The sequence below is a fragment of the Flavobacterium arcticum genome (assembly GCF_003344925.1).
GTDB classification, from domain to species: domain Bacteria; phylum Bacteroidota; class Bacteroidia; order Flavobacteriales; family Flavobacteriaceae; genus Flavobacterium; species Flavobacterium arcticum.
Map to the genome: position 1 here is coordinate 1461583 of NZ_CP031188.1, position 16035 is coordinate 1477617.

Genomic DNA, 16035 nt, shown 5'->3' on the forward strand with positions numbered 1-16035 from the left:
AACTCATAAAAGTGTGCTTGTAAAAACAAAAGCAATCGTTATCAGTGCGCTGCGCTATCAAGAAAAAGGCTTAATTGTAAAGTGTTTTACAGCCTCTGATGGGCTGAAATCCTATTATGTTCGTGATGCTTTTTCATCGCGGAAAAGCACGCAAAAAACCGTTTATTTTCGCCCATTAAATATTCTAGAAATAGAGGCTACCCACAAAAATAACGGTAGGTTAGAGTATTTTAAAGAAGTACGATTAGCACACCCATATTATGCCATAAATACCGATATTGCCAAAACAGCTATAGCAATATTTATATCAGAAATATTGCACAACTGTATTAAAGAAGAGGAGCAAAACGAAAACTTATATGAATACTTAGAAACGGCTTTGCTTTGGCTTGATACACACGATGAGGTGGCTAACTTTCATTTAATAATGTTGCTAGAAATAACAAAGTTTCTTGGTTTTTATCCTGAAAGTACTACAAATGACAACTCTTTTTTCGAAATGTCTGATGGGGTTTTTATACCCTATGAAACCATAAGCTGCCTCTCGGAAAAAGAAACATTATTGTTGCGAAAACTAATGGTATTAAAACCCGATAATGCTACTAAAGTATTTCATGTTTCGGAACGGCAGTCACTATTAAAAATATTGATGGACTATTATGCACTCCATTTAGATGGTTTTGCATACCCTAAATCTATCGAAGTACTTAGAGAAGTTTTTAATTAGCGGTTACTGCCACACCAGTTACAAAACCTGCTGCAAGCCATACATACCACTTTTTATACCAAGGTTCGGGTACTATTACATCGGCAGTTTTTATGGTATTAATCTTTATATAAGGGTTGGTGTTGGTAACATCGGTTACTAGCGTTTGTTTACCTAAAAACCACTTACGTTTAAAGCCAGTTATTACTGTAGTTTCTGTCCATGTAGAGAATGGGTGTATGGTAAAGCTGTCATTAGTCACTTTATACCCCATATTATACCATTTGGTAGTTGTAAAGCCTTTCCGTTCAAAACCGCTTGTTACTGTTGAGTCCTTTGTAAGGGTAGGGTATATGGGCGTATCAAAAGCAAAGGAAATAGGCTGTAGCTGTACATCACTTTTAAAGCGAGTTATGTGTTTTATAGTTTTAAATTCACTAGCAAGAGCAGCTAGTTTACTATCCTTTTCAATAAGCTCATTTTGTAGCTGCTCCTTTGTCATTTGCAGTGTTTTTATACTTGCTGTTGTAGTACCTAGTTTATTTTTATACTGCTTTATTGTATCGGTTAATGCTTCTTGGTTGTTATAGGTTCTTTTTCTAAAGTTTGCACTACGCTCACATTGAAAAAAAAGTATAAGGACGAGTGCTGTAATTACAACATACGAGATGTATTGTTTCATAGATTTACCCACTGATAAATCTTGCCATCTATGGTCTCGGTAAAAAAGTCTTCGTTATCAATTTTTGCTTTTAATGTTCTCCATGTATTACCAAAAGTTTTTTCGAGATGAGGATAATCTTTAAACGATTTCCAATCGCCACCCCAACTCCACCCAATGGCTTTAAAATGGTTAATAGCTTCCATCCAGTCGGCTGTACCGTCATTATCATTATCGGATTTTCTATTCCATGATGCCGATTCAAATGTTCCGTTACCATCTTTATCTAAAAGGATTAAGATGTCTATTGCTAGCCCATAGTTGTGTATAGATTGCCAAGCTTTTGCATTTGTTACTTTGTTACCAGGTTTAGTTCTCCCTTGTGCATAAAGCTCTGCTTGTTCTTCGGCAGTGCGTAGAGTACTACTAAAGCGGAGTCTTACGCCTTTACCTAGTAACTTATTGTTTACATATTTGTAAGCTTCGAGTACTTCGTTGCGCATACTAGGATGCAGCATTTTAATTCTTTCAATTGTTAGTTGGTCCATTACTATTTTTATTACTAAATCGTTCTAAATCGAGATCTTTATTAAATGCCTTAATTTTTGATATCCATCCCAACGGCGGAAAAACCCCATTGGTTAGCGCACTCATATTCATAAAAGCAGAGCCCGCAGGGTATAATATTACAATTAGTCTTGTTACTATTTTTAAATAATCGTAAACCAGTGTTGCTTCTTTAACTACATTATGTATTATCTCGAAAAGAATAGCAGCTCCGGCACACATTGCTAGTTTGGTAATTAAACCGACAGCATTTTTTTTAAACGTAAAATCTTTAGCTTTTAGTGCATGGTATATACTACCTACAACGTGGTCTATTGCTATACACGTTAAAACTCCAGCAATATAGCTACTATTAGAGATACTCCATTTTGTAATCTCTGAGATTAACCATGTTATTGCACTAAATGGTAGTGACAGTAAAAAAACTGATTTAAGCTTTATAACGATACTTCCGTTATGCAATAATAGTAAATGCTTGAATGTAAATAACAGTAAAAAATTCATTATGTGTTATTTAAGAAATATTTTGCTGAAAATTTTTATTCAAACTGGATAGTAAATCTATCGGTAAACGTCCCTGCCTCAGAGAAAAATGTATAATCAGAAGATTTGAGGTTATGAGTAATATTTTCAAGATTATCTACAATAAAAATTGTGGGTAGCTCTTCGAATAATCCTGAAATGTCTTTGAGGGTTAGAGTATATGTATCAGCTATGGTAAGATATAATTTTAAACCAAAAGTATTACTGTTAGAATAGTTTTCATCTTGGTAGATAAGCCAGTTTTCATTGTTTTTTGTAATTGATAAACTGTTACGATCTCCTTCAAAGTCTCCTTGATTAATAAAATTATTATTGTATTGTTTTCTGTCATAACAAATTGCTCCAATAGGGAAATTAATATTTTGCTGAAACAGGTTTATATGAAATCGGTCGGGTATTGAATAACCAGTATTTGTTATAATCATTTCAGGTGTGAAAATAACGTCATCAAAAGACGAATCAAGTTTTTTTATAAAGAATGCTTGAAAAGGATAGATTTCAATATTATTCTCGCTGTAACTGCTTGTTGTTAAATTGTGTAAATTGTAAACATTACCTTGTGAATTATTTGACCTATATTCCCAAATATAGAAGCGGGGATAAATTACATTTTTATTTATTTCATAAAACTTTCTCAAAGATAATTTTGCGGGGTAAGGGTTTCCTATAAAATTAAATCCAGACCTTTCATAAACTATGGGGAAATTGATGACTCCAGAATTTAAAGTACCAATAGAAAAATTATCAATATTGACATTCCAGTTCGTAGGTGTCGAGGGGAAGTTATTAGGTGTTCTTACCATATATCCTTTACCGGCAAGGGTTATTTCGGTATTTGGATTTATAGATACATATAAGTCGGTTCCCTCATCATAGGAATAAAATCTGTTGTCTAATGTTTCAGGAGATATTGACTTTAATGGAATTCCTGATATAGCTGAAGCAATGTGGTTATAATCTAAACGTTGCATATTTTCAAATACTCTTTCTATACTTATTCTTGCTGTAGGAGCAGCATTACTTTTACTTAATAACATAAGATTACCCTTATGTTTTACGGTTATTTGAGATGTATCTTCTTGCTCTAAGTTGTTCAGTACTTTAATATGAGTATCAGCCGTAATGGTAATTGTTGCTGTGCCTGTTACAAACAAGTTTCTGGATGTAAAGCTACCTGCTTCTTCAGTAGTGTAATTACCATCAATGTAAGCATTTGTATAGGTTGTTGGTATACCATTATCCCATTGAGAACCATCCCAACGGGTGCTTTGTATAGGTCTATTAGGTTTAGATATTGCTGCATACATATTAATCGGCTAATTTTAATTTTCCAAATACCATTGCAGAAAATTCTTCTAGTATAGTAACTCCTGCAAGCGAATAGAAACCGTAGGTTATAGGGAGTTCATCAGGAGCGTGATGTAATACAAAACCATCGGTTACAAGCTCAATGTTTCCTGTGCTTGCTTGTAGAAAATTCAGGAAATAGCCTGTTTCATAACTAACATTTGTGCTTAAAAGCATATTAATATTTTCTGCCCCGTTATATACTAGTGTTTTTCCAAAATCATCATTAACAATGGTATATAAACCATCAATTATAAAGCTGTCAATGATTTTTAATTCCTGTTTTTTACTATCACTTTTCATAGCAAATGTATCATCATCTGCTTTAGCAGGAATAGTGTAGGTAACTATTTCTGCGTCATTGTTATTAGGCTGTTCAAACCGTATGTCTTTTTGCTTAGTGTCTCTTTTATAATCTAGCCCTATTCCGCTAACCTTTATAGCTTCATTGTTCATGTAAAATAAATGAGATAGGTTATAGATGTCACTTCCAGCTGCCGTTACCTGCTGTTGTGTAGGAATAATAGGTTCGGGTATTTGTGCACTGTTTGCAGTACTTATAAAATCATCTTCGGTAAAGTTTCCTTCATAAATATCGGGTTCGCCAACAAAGGTTACAAAATATAATACATCATCAGTTGTATAACTAAAAAAGTAAGTTTTATTGTATAAGTTTAGCTCCCAATATCCTTGATTTATAACAGTAAGAAAATCACCATCGGGAATTTCTCCAAGCGGATTAATAACAGTATCATCAAGCCCTAGGATATCTTCGGTCGAAAGATTTGAGATGGGTAATGCATATAAATCATATAGATTTACGGATTGTCCGCCTGCCCCAAACACACCTTTGCCTCCCATCCATAAATAGTTAAGTTTTTCTACCGCCTGACCATTTACTACTCTGTTTCCCCAAAACAATACAGGGCTGTCAGTAGCAGTTATAGTTGTAGTTATAGCATTTATTTTATCGATAACTTCTAACGGATATATTTCTTCTGTAATTGAACCGAGATATATTTTTTTGCCTCGGTTATCCTGATTATAATCAGTGCCGCCTGCTAGTGTACTCCTTGTGTAAATGACTGACAATAATGCTGCGTGTAGCCCAGAAGCGCTACTGTAAATTTGTCCGTCGAGCGTAACCTGATTATAAGGGGTTGGTTCTAAGAGTACGTCTTTTCGTTCATAACAATTAAAAATACTTAGGCTATTATTGTGTACTGTTGATGTATAATTTTTAAGATATTCAATGCCATTAAAAGAAAACCGGGTATCGCTTACGGTATTAATTATAATCATGATGCTTTTGTGTTTCTAAATCTTTTGTTTTCTTTTTGATGTTTTTGATGATATATCATCAAAAACTGAAAGGTTTATATTAAGATAAGCTCCATTTTTTTATCATTTGAGCTTCAAACCAAGTTCTATTTACAGGAGCATTAACGCTAAAGAAAACAATCTGTTGGAGCTTTTTGTTATAATACTGTGATAGTCCTGCACGTTTGCCTATTGTTATTTTAAGATCGGGGTTTTCAGTTGTTCCTGTTCCTGATAATATGTTTTGAGTGACACCGTTGTATCTTATATAAGCCCCTCCGTTTTTAGCTCCAACAGAAATAGATTTTCGTTCATTGTCTATTAAAGCTCCATTGGTGTACAATGCGCCATTAATATCTGGCGCAGTAATACCATCGTAATAGGAAAACTTTTCATCAGGCAATGCGCCAGCAACATTATTAAATGCGATAAAAGACGGATTCCCAACTAATCCATGTAGGCTACCTATAACGGTGTAACCACCAGTATCGGGCGGAACTTCACATATTATATTAAACATCCCTATTTTCAAAGTAGTTACCGTTTCATTAAAAAATTTGTTACCTGAAAAATCAATGGCAGGTAGTCCGTAACTTGTAATTATACCATTGTCATATATAATGGGTTGATAATCATAATTGTCTTGCAAAAGGTCATACCCTGAACCGCTTTGCTCATAAAATGTAGTTACATAGCCCGTACCAGTACCGCAAAAACCTATAATGCTTTGCTCATCAATCATATCTGATTTATAACCAATATCTGTTTCCGAATCGTCGTTACTCCTTCTTATTCTTACGCACTTCGATGAATTTTTGGTGAACTTTATTAATGAATAAGCAAGTTGTCCGCTATCCATTACATCAAATGGAGCAGGGGTGTTACTCTGTAACCTTAGTAAGTTGTTTTGCATTTTTTATTGATCTTGAGTGTACCAAATCTCTACTGTTTCGCTTATGTACCTCATACAAATCATGTTTAGAACATTAGGCACATAGGGTGTGTTTCCTACTATGGTAGTTCCTGCCGGAGGGGTAAAACTGGCAGCATTGTGGTAGATAACTTGTATAATACCCTGTACTGCATCGGTTGTATTAAGAGTAACATCTACTGTTACAGGGGTGGTTCTTGTCCCGAATTGCTTATAACTAACAAAATCTATAGTAGATGAGCTACTTATACCTTGAGTTAGCTTTCCTTTACTTTCTTTAGTATCTACGTATTTTTTTTGTACATAGTCGAGGTCTGTTATGTTTGGTGTAAAATCGGAATTGCTCCTGATACCCCTTTCGTAATCTATATTAAAGCTTTTAGTAATTCCTACACCATCATTTACAACTATTTGTGTGCTCCCACCTTCTACTGTAAACCCTGAAAATGCCCCACTTGAAATATCAGTTGTTGAAAATTGTAACCAACCGTCCTCATCACTAAATTGTATATATGAGTTAACTATAGAACCATTTAGTTCAATTTTGTTAGTGTCCGACAATTCAATATTTCCAGTAATAGGACTTCCAACTTCTGTGCCTGTTAAAGGGATTGCATTGTCAGCATTAGTATTAATCTGATTTTGTAACTGGTAAAAAGCATTTCTGACTTGAGAGAGTTCAGTTATTTGATCTGTACTTCCATCAGCAACTGTATGAGAGCCTACAAGGTTAGTTTTTACAGCATAACTAAAACTTGATGCCGTACCATCTCCTTTAATATAGTGGGAACTGTTTCCATCTGTTATATTTAACGTACCCGTAGGTATTGATAAGCCTCCTGTTGTAATGGTGTTTGTGGTAGTCGCTCCTGTATCAGTAACGTTTTGCAGGTCTTGAATGGCGACATCATCTACATATTTTTTTTGAACATAGTCGAGGGCTGTAATGTTTGACGTGAAATCAGTAGTACTTGTTATACCTTTTGCGCCTGAAATATTTGTTTCTATTGATAGATTTCCATCTAAACCACTCAAAAAGAATGAAGTGTATTCACTACTTGTTAAATCGTCTATTTGCATTTTAAGGTATTCATCAGTATTATTTATACTCATATTATAATCTAAGCCATCAGGTTGTAACCATTTAATACCTAAAAAGCCATCAAACTCAATATCCCCAGTAACAGGATTTCCTTCCTCTGTACCTGATAAAGGTATTGCATTTTCTACTTGAGCTTGTAATGACCAAATAGCTTCTTGAAAATTAGTAGAAGATGTTACAGGAGTGTTTGAGCCTGTGTTTATACCTATCCACTGAGAGCGCATCTTGGTGTCAATATCTGAAATAGTACCATTACCTAATACCATTTGCTGACTGTTACCATTTAAAAAAGAAACATCTGTACCATTCCAATATCCAAAGCCTACACCTGATGGAAGACTATCATCTACATATTTTTTGTTGGTAAGGTGAGTATCTAATGTAGGAGTATCTATAATAGTAGTAGGTGTAGAAGAAAAAGATGTTTCAGAAGATACCTTCAAGGTATTAGTATTTATCTGGTAATCATCTCCTAAGAACAAAAATTTACCAGTATTTCCTGCTGTAAGATTTACATCTTCACGTCCTGTAATGTATAAGTCTCCGTTATTATTAAGCTCTATTACATTACCATCGTTAGTTGTATCGTTAATATCTCTTATATAATCAACATAAGTATTTCCAGTACTTTTAAGATTAGGACCTATAATTACACTCCCATAACCTACTAATATAGACCCTCCAGTAGAAGAGATACTAACATTTGATGCGTTTCCACTGATATAAACTCCCTCTGTATTGTTAAATGTTATCTGTCCTCCAGCATTAGCATTTAATCCTACTGTACTACTCGCATCAAACTCTAGATTTCCAGTAACAGGGTTTCCTTCTTCTGTTCCTGTTAAAGGTATTGGATTGCCAACTTGATTGTTTACATATTCTTTATCTACTAAAGAGCGGTCTGTATAGTAAGCTGAATAATCAGCATCATATTTAAAACCTCCATTTCCAGCATTTACCGTAATATCTCCATTACTCCCTGCACTAAATCCATCTAATGATGAGAAAGACAAACCATTACTTCCTCCACCTATGACTAACCCAATTTCCTCATCAGTATATATATACGAACCATTGTAACTTATAAGGTTTATATTTCCATTACTGGTTATACCTCCTGTTGTTATACTGTTTGTAGTACTACTTCCGTTATCAGTAATAGCCTGCAAGTCTAAACCATTCAACCCCTCATGTAATGCAGATTCATATACGACATTATCATTTTGTGTTGCTGCAGGGAAAGTTATAGTGTAATCTCCCACAGGGGTATCGACTAAAAATTTTTGGGTATAATCGCCTAATGTACTACCGAAACCACTACCGTGAAATTCGGTAATCATACCTGTATCTGTATCTTTATGTATGGCACCAATACTGGCAAAGTTTCCTGTTTGTAAAACATTTTCATAATCAACCTCGATGGTTACATTATTATTTGTAGTCGATACAAGATCATCAGCTACCAGTGTGCCGTTATATACGCCTGCTGCGCCTACAAACTGTATAAAATACAATATAGTATCAGTAGTGTAGCTAAAATAGTAACTTATAACACTGCCATTTTCATCAAGCTCTCCTGCGTCATTAAAATCACGTTGTACACTATTGGCTTTTGTTAGATAGTCGCCTGTTGGTATATCACCTAACGATATAATTGTAGCACCTTGATTATCTTCGATATCAGTTGGCGTAATTTTAAAGACACTTTTTAATTTGAAGTGAAATGACTGTACAGTTCCTCCAAAATTTGCACCACTTGCACTACCCCACATGCCTTTTCCAGGTGTGAAATCAAATAGATATCGAACTCCATTTCGGGTAAAATCAAATGTAACAGGGGCATCTATAGCAGTAATTACTATGCTGTAGTCAAGGTTGTTAATAAATGTAGCTACATCGGTGGGGGTTATATAGTCATTTCCGCCAGCTATTTCACCAAATGATAGGTATCTACCAATATTATTTTGACCATTTGGAGAGCCTTCATCTAACGTGGTTCTGGTGTAGCAAATACCTATAATGGCGATTTGCAATTCTTCTATAGTGTCATACACGCTTCCATTTACTCGAAACTGGTCGAATGGGGTTAATGGTACAAGTACATCTTTATTGTTATAGGTGTTATAAATAGTAAGTTTATCGCCTGCTATTTTGGTAACATAATTTTTAAAATATTGAACACCATTAAAGGTAAATCGGCTCTCGTTTAAACTGTTTATTATAATCATTTTTATCCTATTTTGGTAAATCGCATACCTTGGTTAGTACTTGCTACACCGCAGTTTTTCTTATAGTCTTCATTGCTTGTTCTTATCAGCCAGTTGTGCACGCTTTCCCATACTTTATAGGCAGCATCGCGGTTTAGCTGGTATATTGTTTTTTTGGTTGCAGTTTCTACAGGGCGACTGTCATTATTCAGTTTTTCTACTACCGAAAACGGCGTGTCCGTTACCGATGCAAACATCATGTAACGGGCATACGTAAAATAGGACAGTACCATTTTTAAACCATAGTTGGTATAGCTAATTCCGTCTTTTTCATAAATACTACCTTCTAGCAGAGCTGCAAAACTTTCGGGTGCTGCCATAATAGCATTAAACAACTTTTCGCCCAGTAATGGCTGAATGTCTAGTAGTTGTGCGTCGAGTATCATTTCGTTCAACTTAGCATCATTTGGTGTTTTAGATAGTTGCTTGTACTGTGCAATATCATTCCGTGTTATTAAGGGCTGCATCATCATCTATAAGTTTTAAGGGTTCTACGGTAAGGCTGGCATAATCTTGCGATTGTTGTAATAGCTGATTGATAACCGATGTAAGCAAGTTGCGCTCTTTAGTAGTGTTCTCCCAATAGGTGCGTTTCATTTCGCGAATTGCCTCGCCTGAGTTACCAAATAATGAGGCTTCGTTGGTTTTAATAAGCCCTGCGGGAAGGTTGTTAAATGCTACTAAGATGTTTTCGCGAACGCTGGTTTCGGTATAATCAAACAACTTGTCGTCTATTTTACTTTCTATTTGCTTTATTAGTATGGCATCTTCCAGTTTTTCGCCTGCAAAATCCATTTCTAGGCAGAGTACACCGCCTGTGTTTTGTGCGCCAAGACTATCTTTAATAGCTTCCTGAAACTTCTCGCGTTCGCTTTCGGCATCTAGTAGGGCGTGGCTACCAGGTTCTAGTCCTTCGCCAACTAACGGGCGGGTTACAACTAGTGTGTTACCAAAAAAGCCTTTGCGAAGCAGTCTGTTTTTATAGATGGCTGCTTGCGATTCGCTATCGCAATCATCGGCTACCGAGTCGATGCGGGATAGGGGGTAGATGAGCTTAGTGTCCATATTTACATATAGTACTTGCCCTTTGTAATGTTCCCAACCGCCTGCTTTTTCTACCTGTGCATCTATTACTTTTTTGCGTGGGTTAAAAGTATCTATCAGCTGAATGTCGACTTTTTTAGGGCGTAGCCACTCTTTACTTACGGCTACTTTACCTGCATAGTCATTACTATCGGTTTTGCCAATGCGACACCACTCGTAAGGGATTACACTAAAATCGGCTATTTGGTAGAGTGCATTCCAGTTAATGTGAATAAAAACACCACGTTGTTTTACCAAATCATCTGCTACATCATCTGCAAAGTCAATAAGTTTTAGGTTTTTATTCTTATTGATAATTAGGTTGTTGTTCTCTTCGCCATATCCTTTACCGATGAGGTACTGTACCATTATGGCTGCTGCCGATTTTGCGGTAACGCTGTTGTTAATGAGTCTGTCCATCCTTTCGGGGTAGCCATTATCAGTATCATTGGCATATACATCGGCGCTTTTACTCCACGGGGTTAACCGTTTCCATACGTCTATGAGTAATGTTCTCATTGTGCTTCGGGGTTAGGTAAAGCATCGGTATCATCGGTTTCAAGATCGGATTGTTTTTTTATGTTGTGCTGTAAAGGTTGTTTCTTTACTTGTCGTTTTTTTCTTGGTTTTGGTGTTTCTGCTGCTGCTAATTCCTCTTCGGTAGGGATGTATGCAAAAAGACGTTCGCCATTAGGGCGTGCTAGTAATTGTTTGGCATATTCGGGTGTAATATTGGTGTTGTTAACCAGTATTGATGAACCGAATGCTAACGGAATATTTTCGTATTTGGCATGAAGCCTATATTTTGATGTATTTTCCATGGCTTTAAAATGGTTTTTATACTTTGTTAAGTATCGGGTTAAACATTTAGGGCAACCGGGGTTAACCTTCTCATTAAATAGTGAGGTATACTCCTGCATAAATAGCTGGAGATACCGTATGCCGTCACCCCTTTTTCCTTGGGTGACGGTACGGATATCCATAGTGGTAAAGTCCATGAATTATGCTTCAGCCTCAACAAACTTGCTGTCGAAAGCAGTTTTAGTTGCTACATAATCAGTTTCAAGCAATGTTTTTGGCATTGTTACTTCTTCAAACCCATCGGCAGATGAAAGTTCGAACATAATCATGTTGTCGTTTTCTTTGGAGCTATTTGTCATGGTAATAAGCTCTAAGCCTGATTTAAGCCCTAGTATTTCGAAGGCATCTGCGCTGTCAGCACCTTTCCATACTTGTTCTACAACAACTACATATTTAGCACCTTTAGATAATTCATCGGCTTGTTGTTTGTTGTCTGTACTTGGGTTAAAAATTACACCGCTAAATGTGTGTTTAAACTTGTCAGGGGCGTTTTCTTTTTTTACTAATTCCCACGCTTTTCCGTTTGACTGTTTTATACCTTCTAACCTATAACCCGTTTTACCTGGTTTTAGTTGAAGATTAGTGACTAAAACACGATTGGTTAAATCTACAGTTGTAGTTGATAAATCGATGTCGTCTTTATTAATAAGTACGATGTTTTGTTCTATTCCGCCTATTGGCGCATTGGCGCAGTCAAATAATATATCTGCTGTTAAGTTTCCTGTACAATCTGGCATTTTGTTTTGTTTTTAAAGTTGAAAGATTTTTGATTTTTGTTTGTTTTGTCATTACGAGGAGGAACGACGTGGTAATCTCTTTATGATCTATGGTTTTGTATCGATCAGATTGCCACGCTCCGTTGCACTGCGCTCGCAATGACGCCTGTGGTAGCAACTGCTTGTTGTTTCTGAAAATGATTTAGTAAGCTGCTACTGTCATGTAGGCTTCAAGATGTTTAGCATCTATAGTATAGGCAGCATCCATGATGTTCATTTTTTCTGTTTTATCATAAAAAACATCTAGGGTTGTTAGGTCTTCTTCGCTAAGTGTACCTACGGGTATGTTTGACTTGGTAGTAAATACTGCACGGTGTGGTAAGTTCCATTTTGTACCGTTGTTTTGGTAGGTTTTAATGTACCTATCCCAGTCATAACGAACCTTTACCTCGATACCGTCAAAGTATAATTTTGGTCTGCCTTCTTCGACTACCTCAAGGAATCCTGATCCTAAGTTTTTGTTTCTTAGTGTAGCGCGGTAGTTGTCGGCTAGGGTACGAGTGGCAAGTATAAAACTGTCTTCGTTAGAGACAAGTCTTTCATCGGCAATTGTTACCATTTGTTCGAATATTGCTATGGCAGCATCTTCGGCAAGGGCTTGGTTGGCATAAGAGTCTCCTTCGTTATCTGTAATGTTGATGTGTTTAAGATCAATTTCTTCATCGCTTACCTCTGTCATGATTTGTTTGAACAAGCCATCGAAAGAGTTAAAGTAATCTACATCTGTATTACTAGTAAATACACCAGGGGTCTCTGCATCATCTACTGTTTTAGCAGCAGTATCGTTAAACCATACTTTACGGTGGATATTTTCTATTAGGGCTGACTCTACTGCTGAGATGATGATCCCGAATTCTTCTGAGCCTACGGCATCAAAAAAATCAGGGTTTATGCGTTGCGATTTTCTAAAAAGTTTTAGTAATGCAGGCATATCATTTTGACAGTGTTTTAACCTAAAATCCTCTAATACTGGTGTCCAGAATTTTTCGGTAAGGGCAAAACCATCAGCTTCATTTGGTGTACACCCTTCACTTAATTTACCTAATAGTCCTAGTCTTTCGGCAAAAGCAATTTGGGTTTTTACATTAATACCTGTTTCTATTTCGTGATACTCGGCAAGGTCGCTGTCGTTAAAAACTCTTTCAAAAATGACCTCGCTTACCGTTTCGGCCTCGCGGGCATGTAGTGTTAAAGCATCTGCGTTAATTAGTCCCATTACTTTCTGTTTTTATTTTGCAAATATTGCTTCATACCAGATAGCTTATCATTTTGCCCTGGTTTGCGAGCTGCTACTTTTTTGCCGTCTAGGCTGTAACGGCTGCCTACTTGTCTTTTTAGTGCTAGTACTTCGCCTTTTATGGTGTTGAGTTGTCTTTTTAGTGCTTTGTTTTCGGCACGTATAGCAGCTGCTGCGCCAGTATCGGTGCCTTCTTCGGCTTCTATAATTTCTACAAGTTCTCCTGCTTCAAATATATAGGTAGCACCATCGGGCATCATGTATTCGCCTTCGGCTGGTGTGGCATCTATTGTGGCAATAGAGCCTAGTTCGATGATTTCGTCATCTGCTAGTTCGGTAAAATCGAGTTCTGCACCTGTGGCATCTTGTACGATTTTGTTGTAAACGTTGCTGTGCTTAAATTTTGCCAGCACACGGTTGAACAGACCTTCCATCCAGTGCCTGTCCCTCTCGGTAAGTGTTCCTCTCATAATAGTTTTTGGATTAATGAATGCTTTTGCAGCTATTTTTACGTGCTGCGAAGTAGTAAAGCCAAGGGCGGTGAGCTGTGTGCCCGATAGCCATGTTTCGTTTTTTAGTAATGGTAGTATGGCTTGCTCTTGCACGTTGAGTGCTTTTTTGTAAAAGCCTACCATTTTGGTTTCTATGGCGCGTAGTTGTTTGGCAAACTTGGCTAGGTCATCGGCAGTGCCCATAGAGCCACCCCACGGGAGGTGTATCATAAAAGGGGTGTTTTCGCGCACTACTCTTTTATTGCCTGCCATAAATACTACGGTGGCTATGCTTGCCACTATACCGCTGCCTATGGTGGTAACGGGTTTGCCTAGTGATTTTAGGTAATGGTAAATGTCGAAACCTACATCTACCAAGCCTCCTTCGGAGTTGATGTGCACGTTGTAGGCGGTTGCTTTGGGTTGTTTTTTTACCTGAGCTACTACATCGATAAGCTCTGTACCTGTAACGCCATCAAATGTGCCTATCTGACCGGAGATATAAATGTTTCCTGTCATTCGATATGGAATGAGTGAAATATTGGGGTATTGAAGAATTTTTGGTTTTTAACTATTGAACGGTTGTCAACATTTAAAAGAAGTATTGCAGCGCTGTTTTGATATTACAAAGATAGGGCATGTATTGAGGGTTTTACTGAAGTGGGGTTTTCAGTTGGGGGATTTTACTATATTTGAATGATAGTGGTTTTATTATGGAAATAGATGTAGATTTTGAAAGTGACTTAAGAATTGAGTTGAAAAAACTTTATAATAGAGTGGGGCTAAGGATGTCTAATAAAAATGGAATAGATAAGATATTATTAGATTATTTAAATGTTTTTTCAAAAATAATACCTGAAGTGTCAAGGTATGTTCAAATGAATCCTGATTTTGTAAAAGATATATTTTTTCATCCTAAAAGGAAGGAAATAGAATTTATATATAATGTGGCAAGAAATGGAGGTAATTTGAATTCTTTTCAAAGTAAGAGACTTTTACAAACTAATTTTCATGATCATTTGAGAAATGAATGGAATATTTTTCATTTTCACTTATCTATTGAGAGAGATAATAAAAATCCGCTTTTTGTAAAGCAGGTTAATTCTCTCTTATTCACCTATATTGATGATAACAATATTATATTTTTAGGTGCCGAAAATCATAAAGAAAGAACATTTTATGATGAGAAATGGTTAAGAATATTACATAATCATTTTCCTCATATCATTAAACAGTTTAGAATACCAGAAACTGAAGACACTAAGGTTTTAACACCTTTCAATTCTAATCAATTATGGTATGAAAGATGTGCTATCGCGTTAACGAGGATAGATGGTGATATTTATAGAAATCCAGGATTAGGACAGGTTACAAGCGGTCATAATGTGTTAATTGTAAAACAAACTAATGAGATTTTAAGGTGGATTTATCATATAGAAAAGCAATTAAAAAAGTACTGTATAGAAATATGTAATGAACTAGGCTTAAATCTAGGTTTTGCAAAGTTCAGACTTAGATGTTATAGAAGATTTGAGTTAATTGAAGAAACGAATAATCACAGAATATTAGAATACCCTAAAGTTTTTAATTTGGAAAAATATAGTATATAAAATATGATGTTAGGGAGAAAATTTTGAATGATTATTTCAACTCCCTTCCATAAAGGAGATGATGTTAAACATGGTGCGTTCGGTTATTTTATACTGTTCGGCTACACAGCCTGCTGCATGGGTTTTTCGGGGTTTTTTAAAGTGTTTTTGCTGGTATTCCATTTCTTTTAGATAGGCTTCATAGTACACTTTCCAGTCGAGTATGTGTATGGGTATGAGGTTTTTCCCCATTAGTTTCATAAAGTTATCGCCAAGGCTTGTTATGGTTTGGTAGCGGTTCATTTACCATTTGTTTATTGGGCAAATATCGTTACTGCGCACTTTGGCACTAAGGGGGCAACCGCATTGGTTGCAGTAGGCGCCTTCTACTTCTTTTAGGGTGTCTTTTACAAAGGCGAGTAGCTTGCCTTGCTGGGCGTGTGGGCAGGCTGCACATAGTGCAGCCCGCTTTTTTGCCACGGCTTCGGTTACTTCGCTTTTGGCGAGGTAGTTTTTCCAGCCTGAGAGTATGCTTTTTATCATGGAGATTGTAT

Annotated in this window: 17 protein-coding genes; 2 read left to right on the forward strand and 15 right to left on the reverse strand. The window is 36.3% G+C overall.

Annotation, left to right across the window (positions count from 1 at the left end; all coding sequences use genetic code 11):
* Positions 1 to 13 precede the first annotated feature (13 nt).
* Positions 14 to 727 (forward strand): DNA repair protein RecO, encoded by a 714-nt coding sequence (recO, locus tag DVK85_RS06595; RefSeq protein WP_114677687.1) that lies wholly within the window; start codon positions 14 to 16, stop codon positions 725 to 727.
* Here recO and DVK85_RS06600 read toward each other — a convergent pair.
* From DVK85_RS06600 to DVK85_RS06660, 13 genes are all read right to left on the reverse strand, one after another.
* Positions 720 to 1388 carry a DUF6549 family protein gene (locus tag DVK85_RS06600; RefSeq protein ID WP_114677688.1) on the reverse strand — a complete coding sequence of 223 codons (669 nt, stop codon included), beginning with the start codon at positions 1386 to 1388 and terminating at the stop codon, positions 720 to 722. The two genes, recO and DVK85_RS06600, sit on opposite strands and share 8 nt — an antisense overlap.
* The gene (locus DVK85_RS06605; protein WP_114677689.1) at positions 1385 to 1915 is read right to left on the reverse strand and encodes a M15 family metallopeptidase; all 531 of its coding nucleotides are present in this window, start codon (positions 1913 to 1915) and stop codon (positions 1385 to 1387) included. Before DVK85_RS06605 ends, DVK85_RS06600 begins: the two co-directional genes overlap by 4 nt.
* Positions 1896 to 2438 carry a hypothetical protein gene (locus DVK85_RS06610; protein ID WP_114677690.1) on the reverse strand — a complete coding sequence of 181 codons (543 nt, stop codon included), beginning with the start codon at positions 2436 to 2438 and terminating at the stop codon, positions 1896 to 1898. The genes DVK85_RS06605 and DVK85_RS06610 overlap by 20 nt, the downstream gene beginning before the upstream one ends.
* A 35-nt stretch (positions 2439 to 2473) precedes the next feature.
* Complete coding sequence (locus DVK85_RS06615) at positions 2474 to 3784, reverse strand: hypothetical protein (protein WP_114677691.1); 1311 nt, start codon at positions 3782 to 3784, stop codon at positions 2474 to 2476.
* Between the two features lies 1 nt (position 3785).
* Positions 3786 to 5126: a hypothetical protein gene (locus DVK85_RS06620; RefSeq protein ID WP_114677692.1), complete on the reverse strand. Its 1341-nt coding sequence runs from the start codon at positions 5124 to 5126 to the stop codon at positions 3786 to 3788.
* Positions 5127 to 5205: 79 nt separating this feature from the next.
* A complete protein-coding gene (locus DVK85_RS06625; RefSeq protein WP_114677693.1) occupies positions 5206 to 6057 on the reverse strand; it encodes a hypothetical protein in 852 nt (283 codons plus the stop codon).
* Positions 6058 to 6060: 3 nt separating this feature from the next.
* A complete protein-coding gene (locus tag DVK85_RS06630) occupies positions 6061 to 9405 on the reverse strand; it encodes a hypothetical protein (protein WP_114677694.1) in 3345 nt (1114 codons plus the stop codon).
* A gap of 2 nt (positions 9406 to 9407) precedes the next feature.
* The gene (locus DVK85_RS06635; RefSeq protein WP_127960563.1) at positions 9408 to 9917 is read right to left on the reverse strand and encodes a DUF6712 family protein; all 510 of its coding nucleotides are present in this window, start codon (positions 9915 to 9917) and stop codon (positions 9408 to 9410) included.
* Complete coding sequence (locus DVK85_RS06640; RefSeq protein ID WP_114677696.1) at positions 9886 to 11046, reverse strand: hypothetical protein; 1161 nt, start codon at positions 11044 to 11046, stop codon at positions 9886 to 9888. Before DVK85_RS06640 ends, DVK85_RS06635 begins: the two co-directional genes overlap by 32 nt.
* The gene (locus DVK85_RS13500; protein WP_127960564.1) at positions 11043 to 11348 is read right to left on the reverse strand and encodes a hypothetical protein; all 306 of its coding nucleotides are present in this window, start codon (positions 11346 to 11348) and stop codon (positions 11043 to 11045) included. Before DVK85_RS13500 ends, DVK85_RS06640 begins: the two co-directional genes overlap by 4 nt.
* 180 nt (positions 11349 to 11528) lie before the next feature.
* Entirely contained in the window at positions 11529 to 12125 is a 597-nt protein-coding gene (locus DVK85_RS06650; protein WP_114677698.1) for a hypothetical protein, read from the reverse strand.
* Positions 12126 to 12306: 181 nt separating this feature from the next.
* Entirely contained in the window at positions 12307 to 13380 is a 1074-nt protein-coding gene (locus DVK85_RS06655) for a hypothetical protein (RefSeq protein ID WP_114677699.1), read from the reverse strand.
* A complete protein-coding gene (locus DVK85_RS06660) occupies positions 13380 to 14411 on the reverse strand; it encodes a Clp protease ClpP (RefSeq protein ID WP_114677700.1) in 1032 nt (343 codons plus the stop codon). The genes DVK85_RS06655 and DVK85_RS06660 overlap by 1 nt, the downstream gene beginning before the upstream one ends.
* Positions 14412 to 14605: 194 nt before the next feature.
* Between DVK85_RS06660 and DVK85_RS06665 the strand changes: the two genes are divergently transcribed.
* Entirely contained in the window at positions 14606 to 15502 is an 897-nt protein-coding gene (locus DVK85_RS06665; RefSeq protein ID WP_114677701.1) for a hypothetical protein, read from the forward strand.
* Positions 15503 to 15538: 36 nt separating this feature from the next.
* Here the strand turns inward: DVK85_RS06665 and DVK85_RS06670 are convergent, their stop codons facing one another.
* Entirely contained in the window at positions 15539 to 15784 is a 246-nt protein-coding gene (locus tag DVK85_RS06670; protein WP_114677702.1) for a hypothetical protein, read from the reverse strand.
* Complete coding sequence (locus DVK85_RS06675) at positions 15785 to 16024, reverse strand: hypothetical protein (RefSeq protein WP_114677703.1); 240 nt, start codon at positions 16022 to 16024, stop codon at positions 15785 to 15787.
* Between the last annotated feature and the right edge of the window lie 11 nt (positions 16025 to 16035).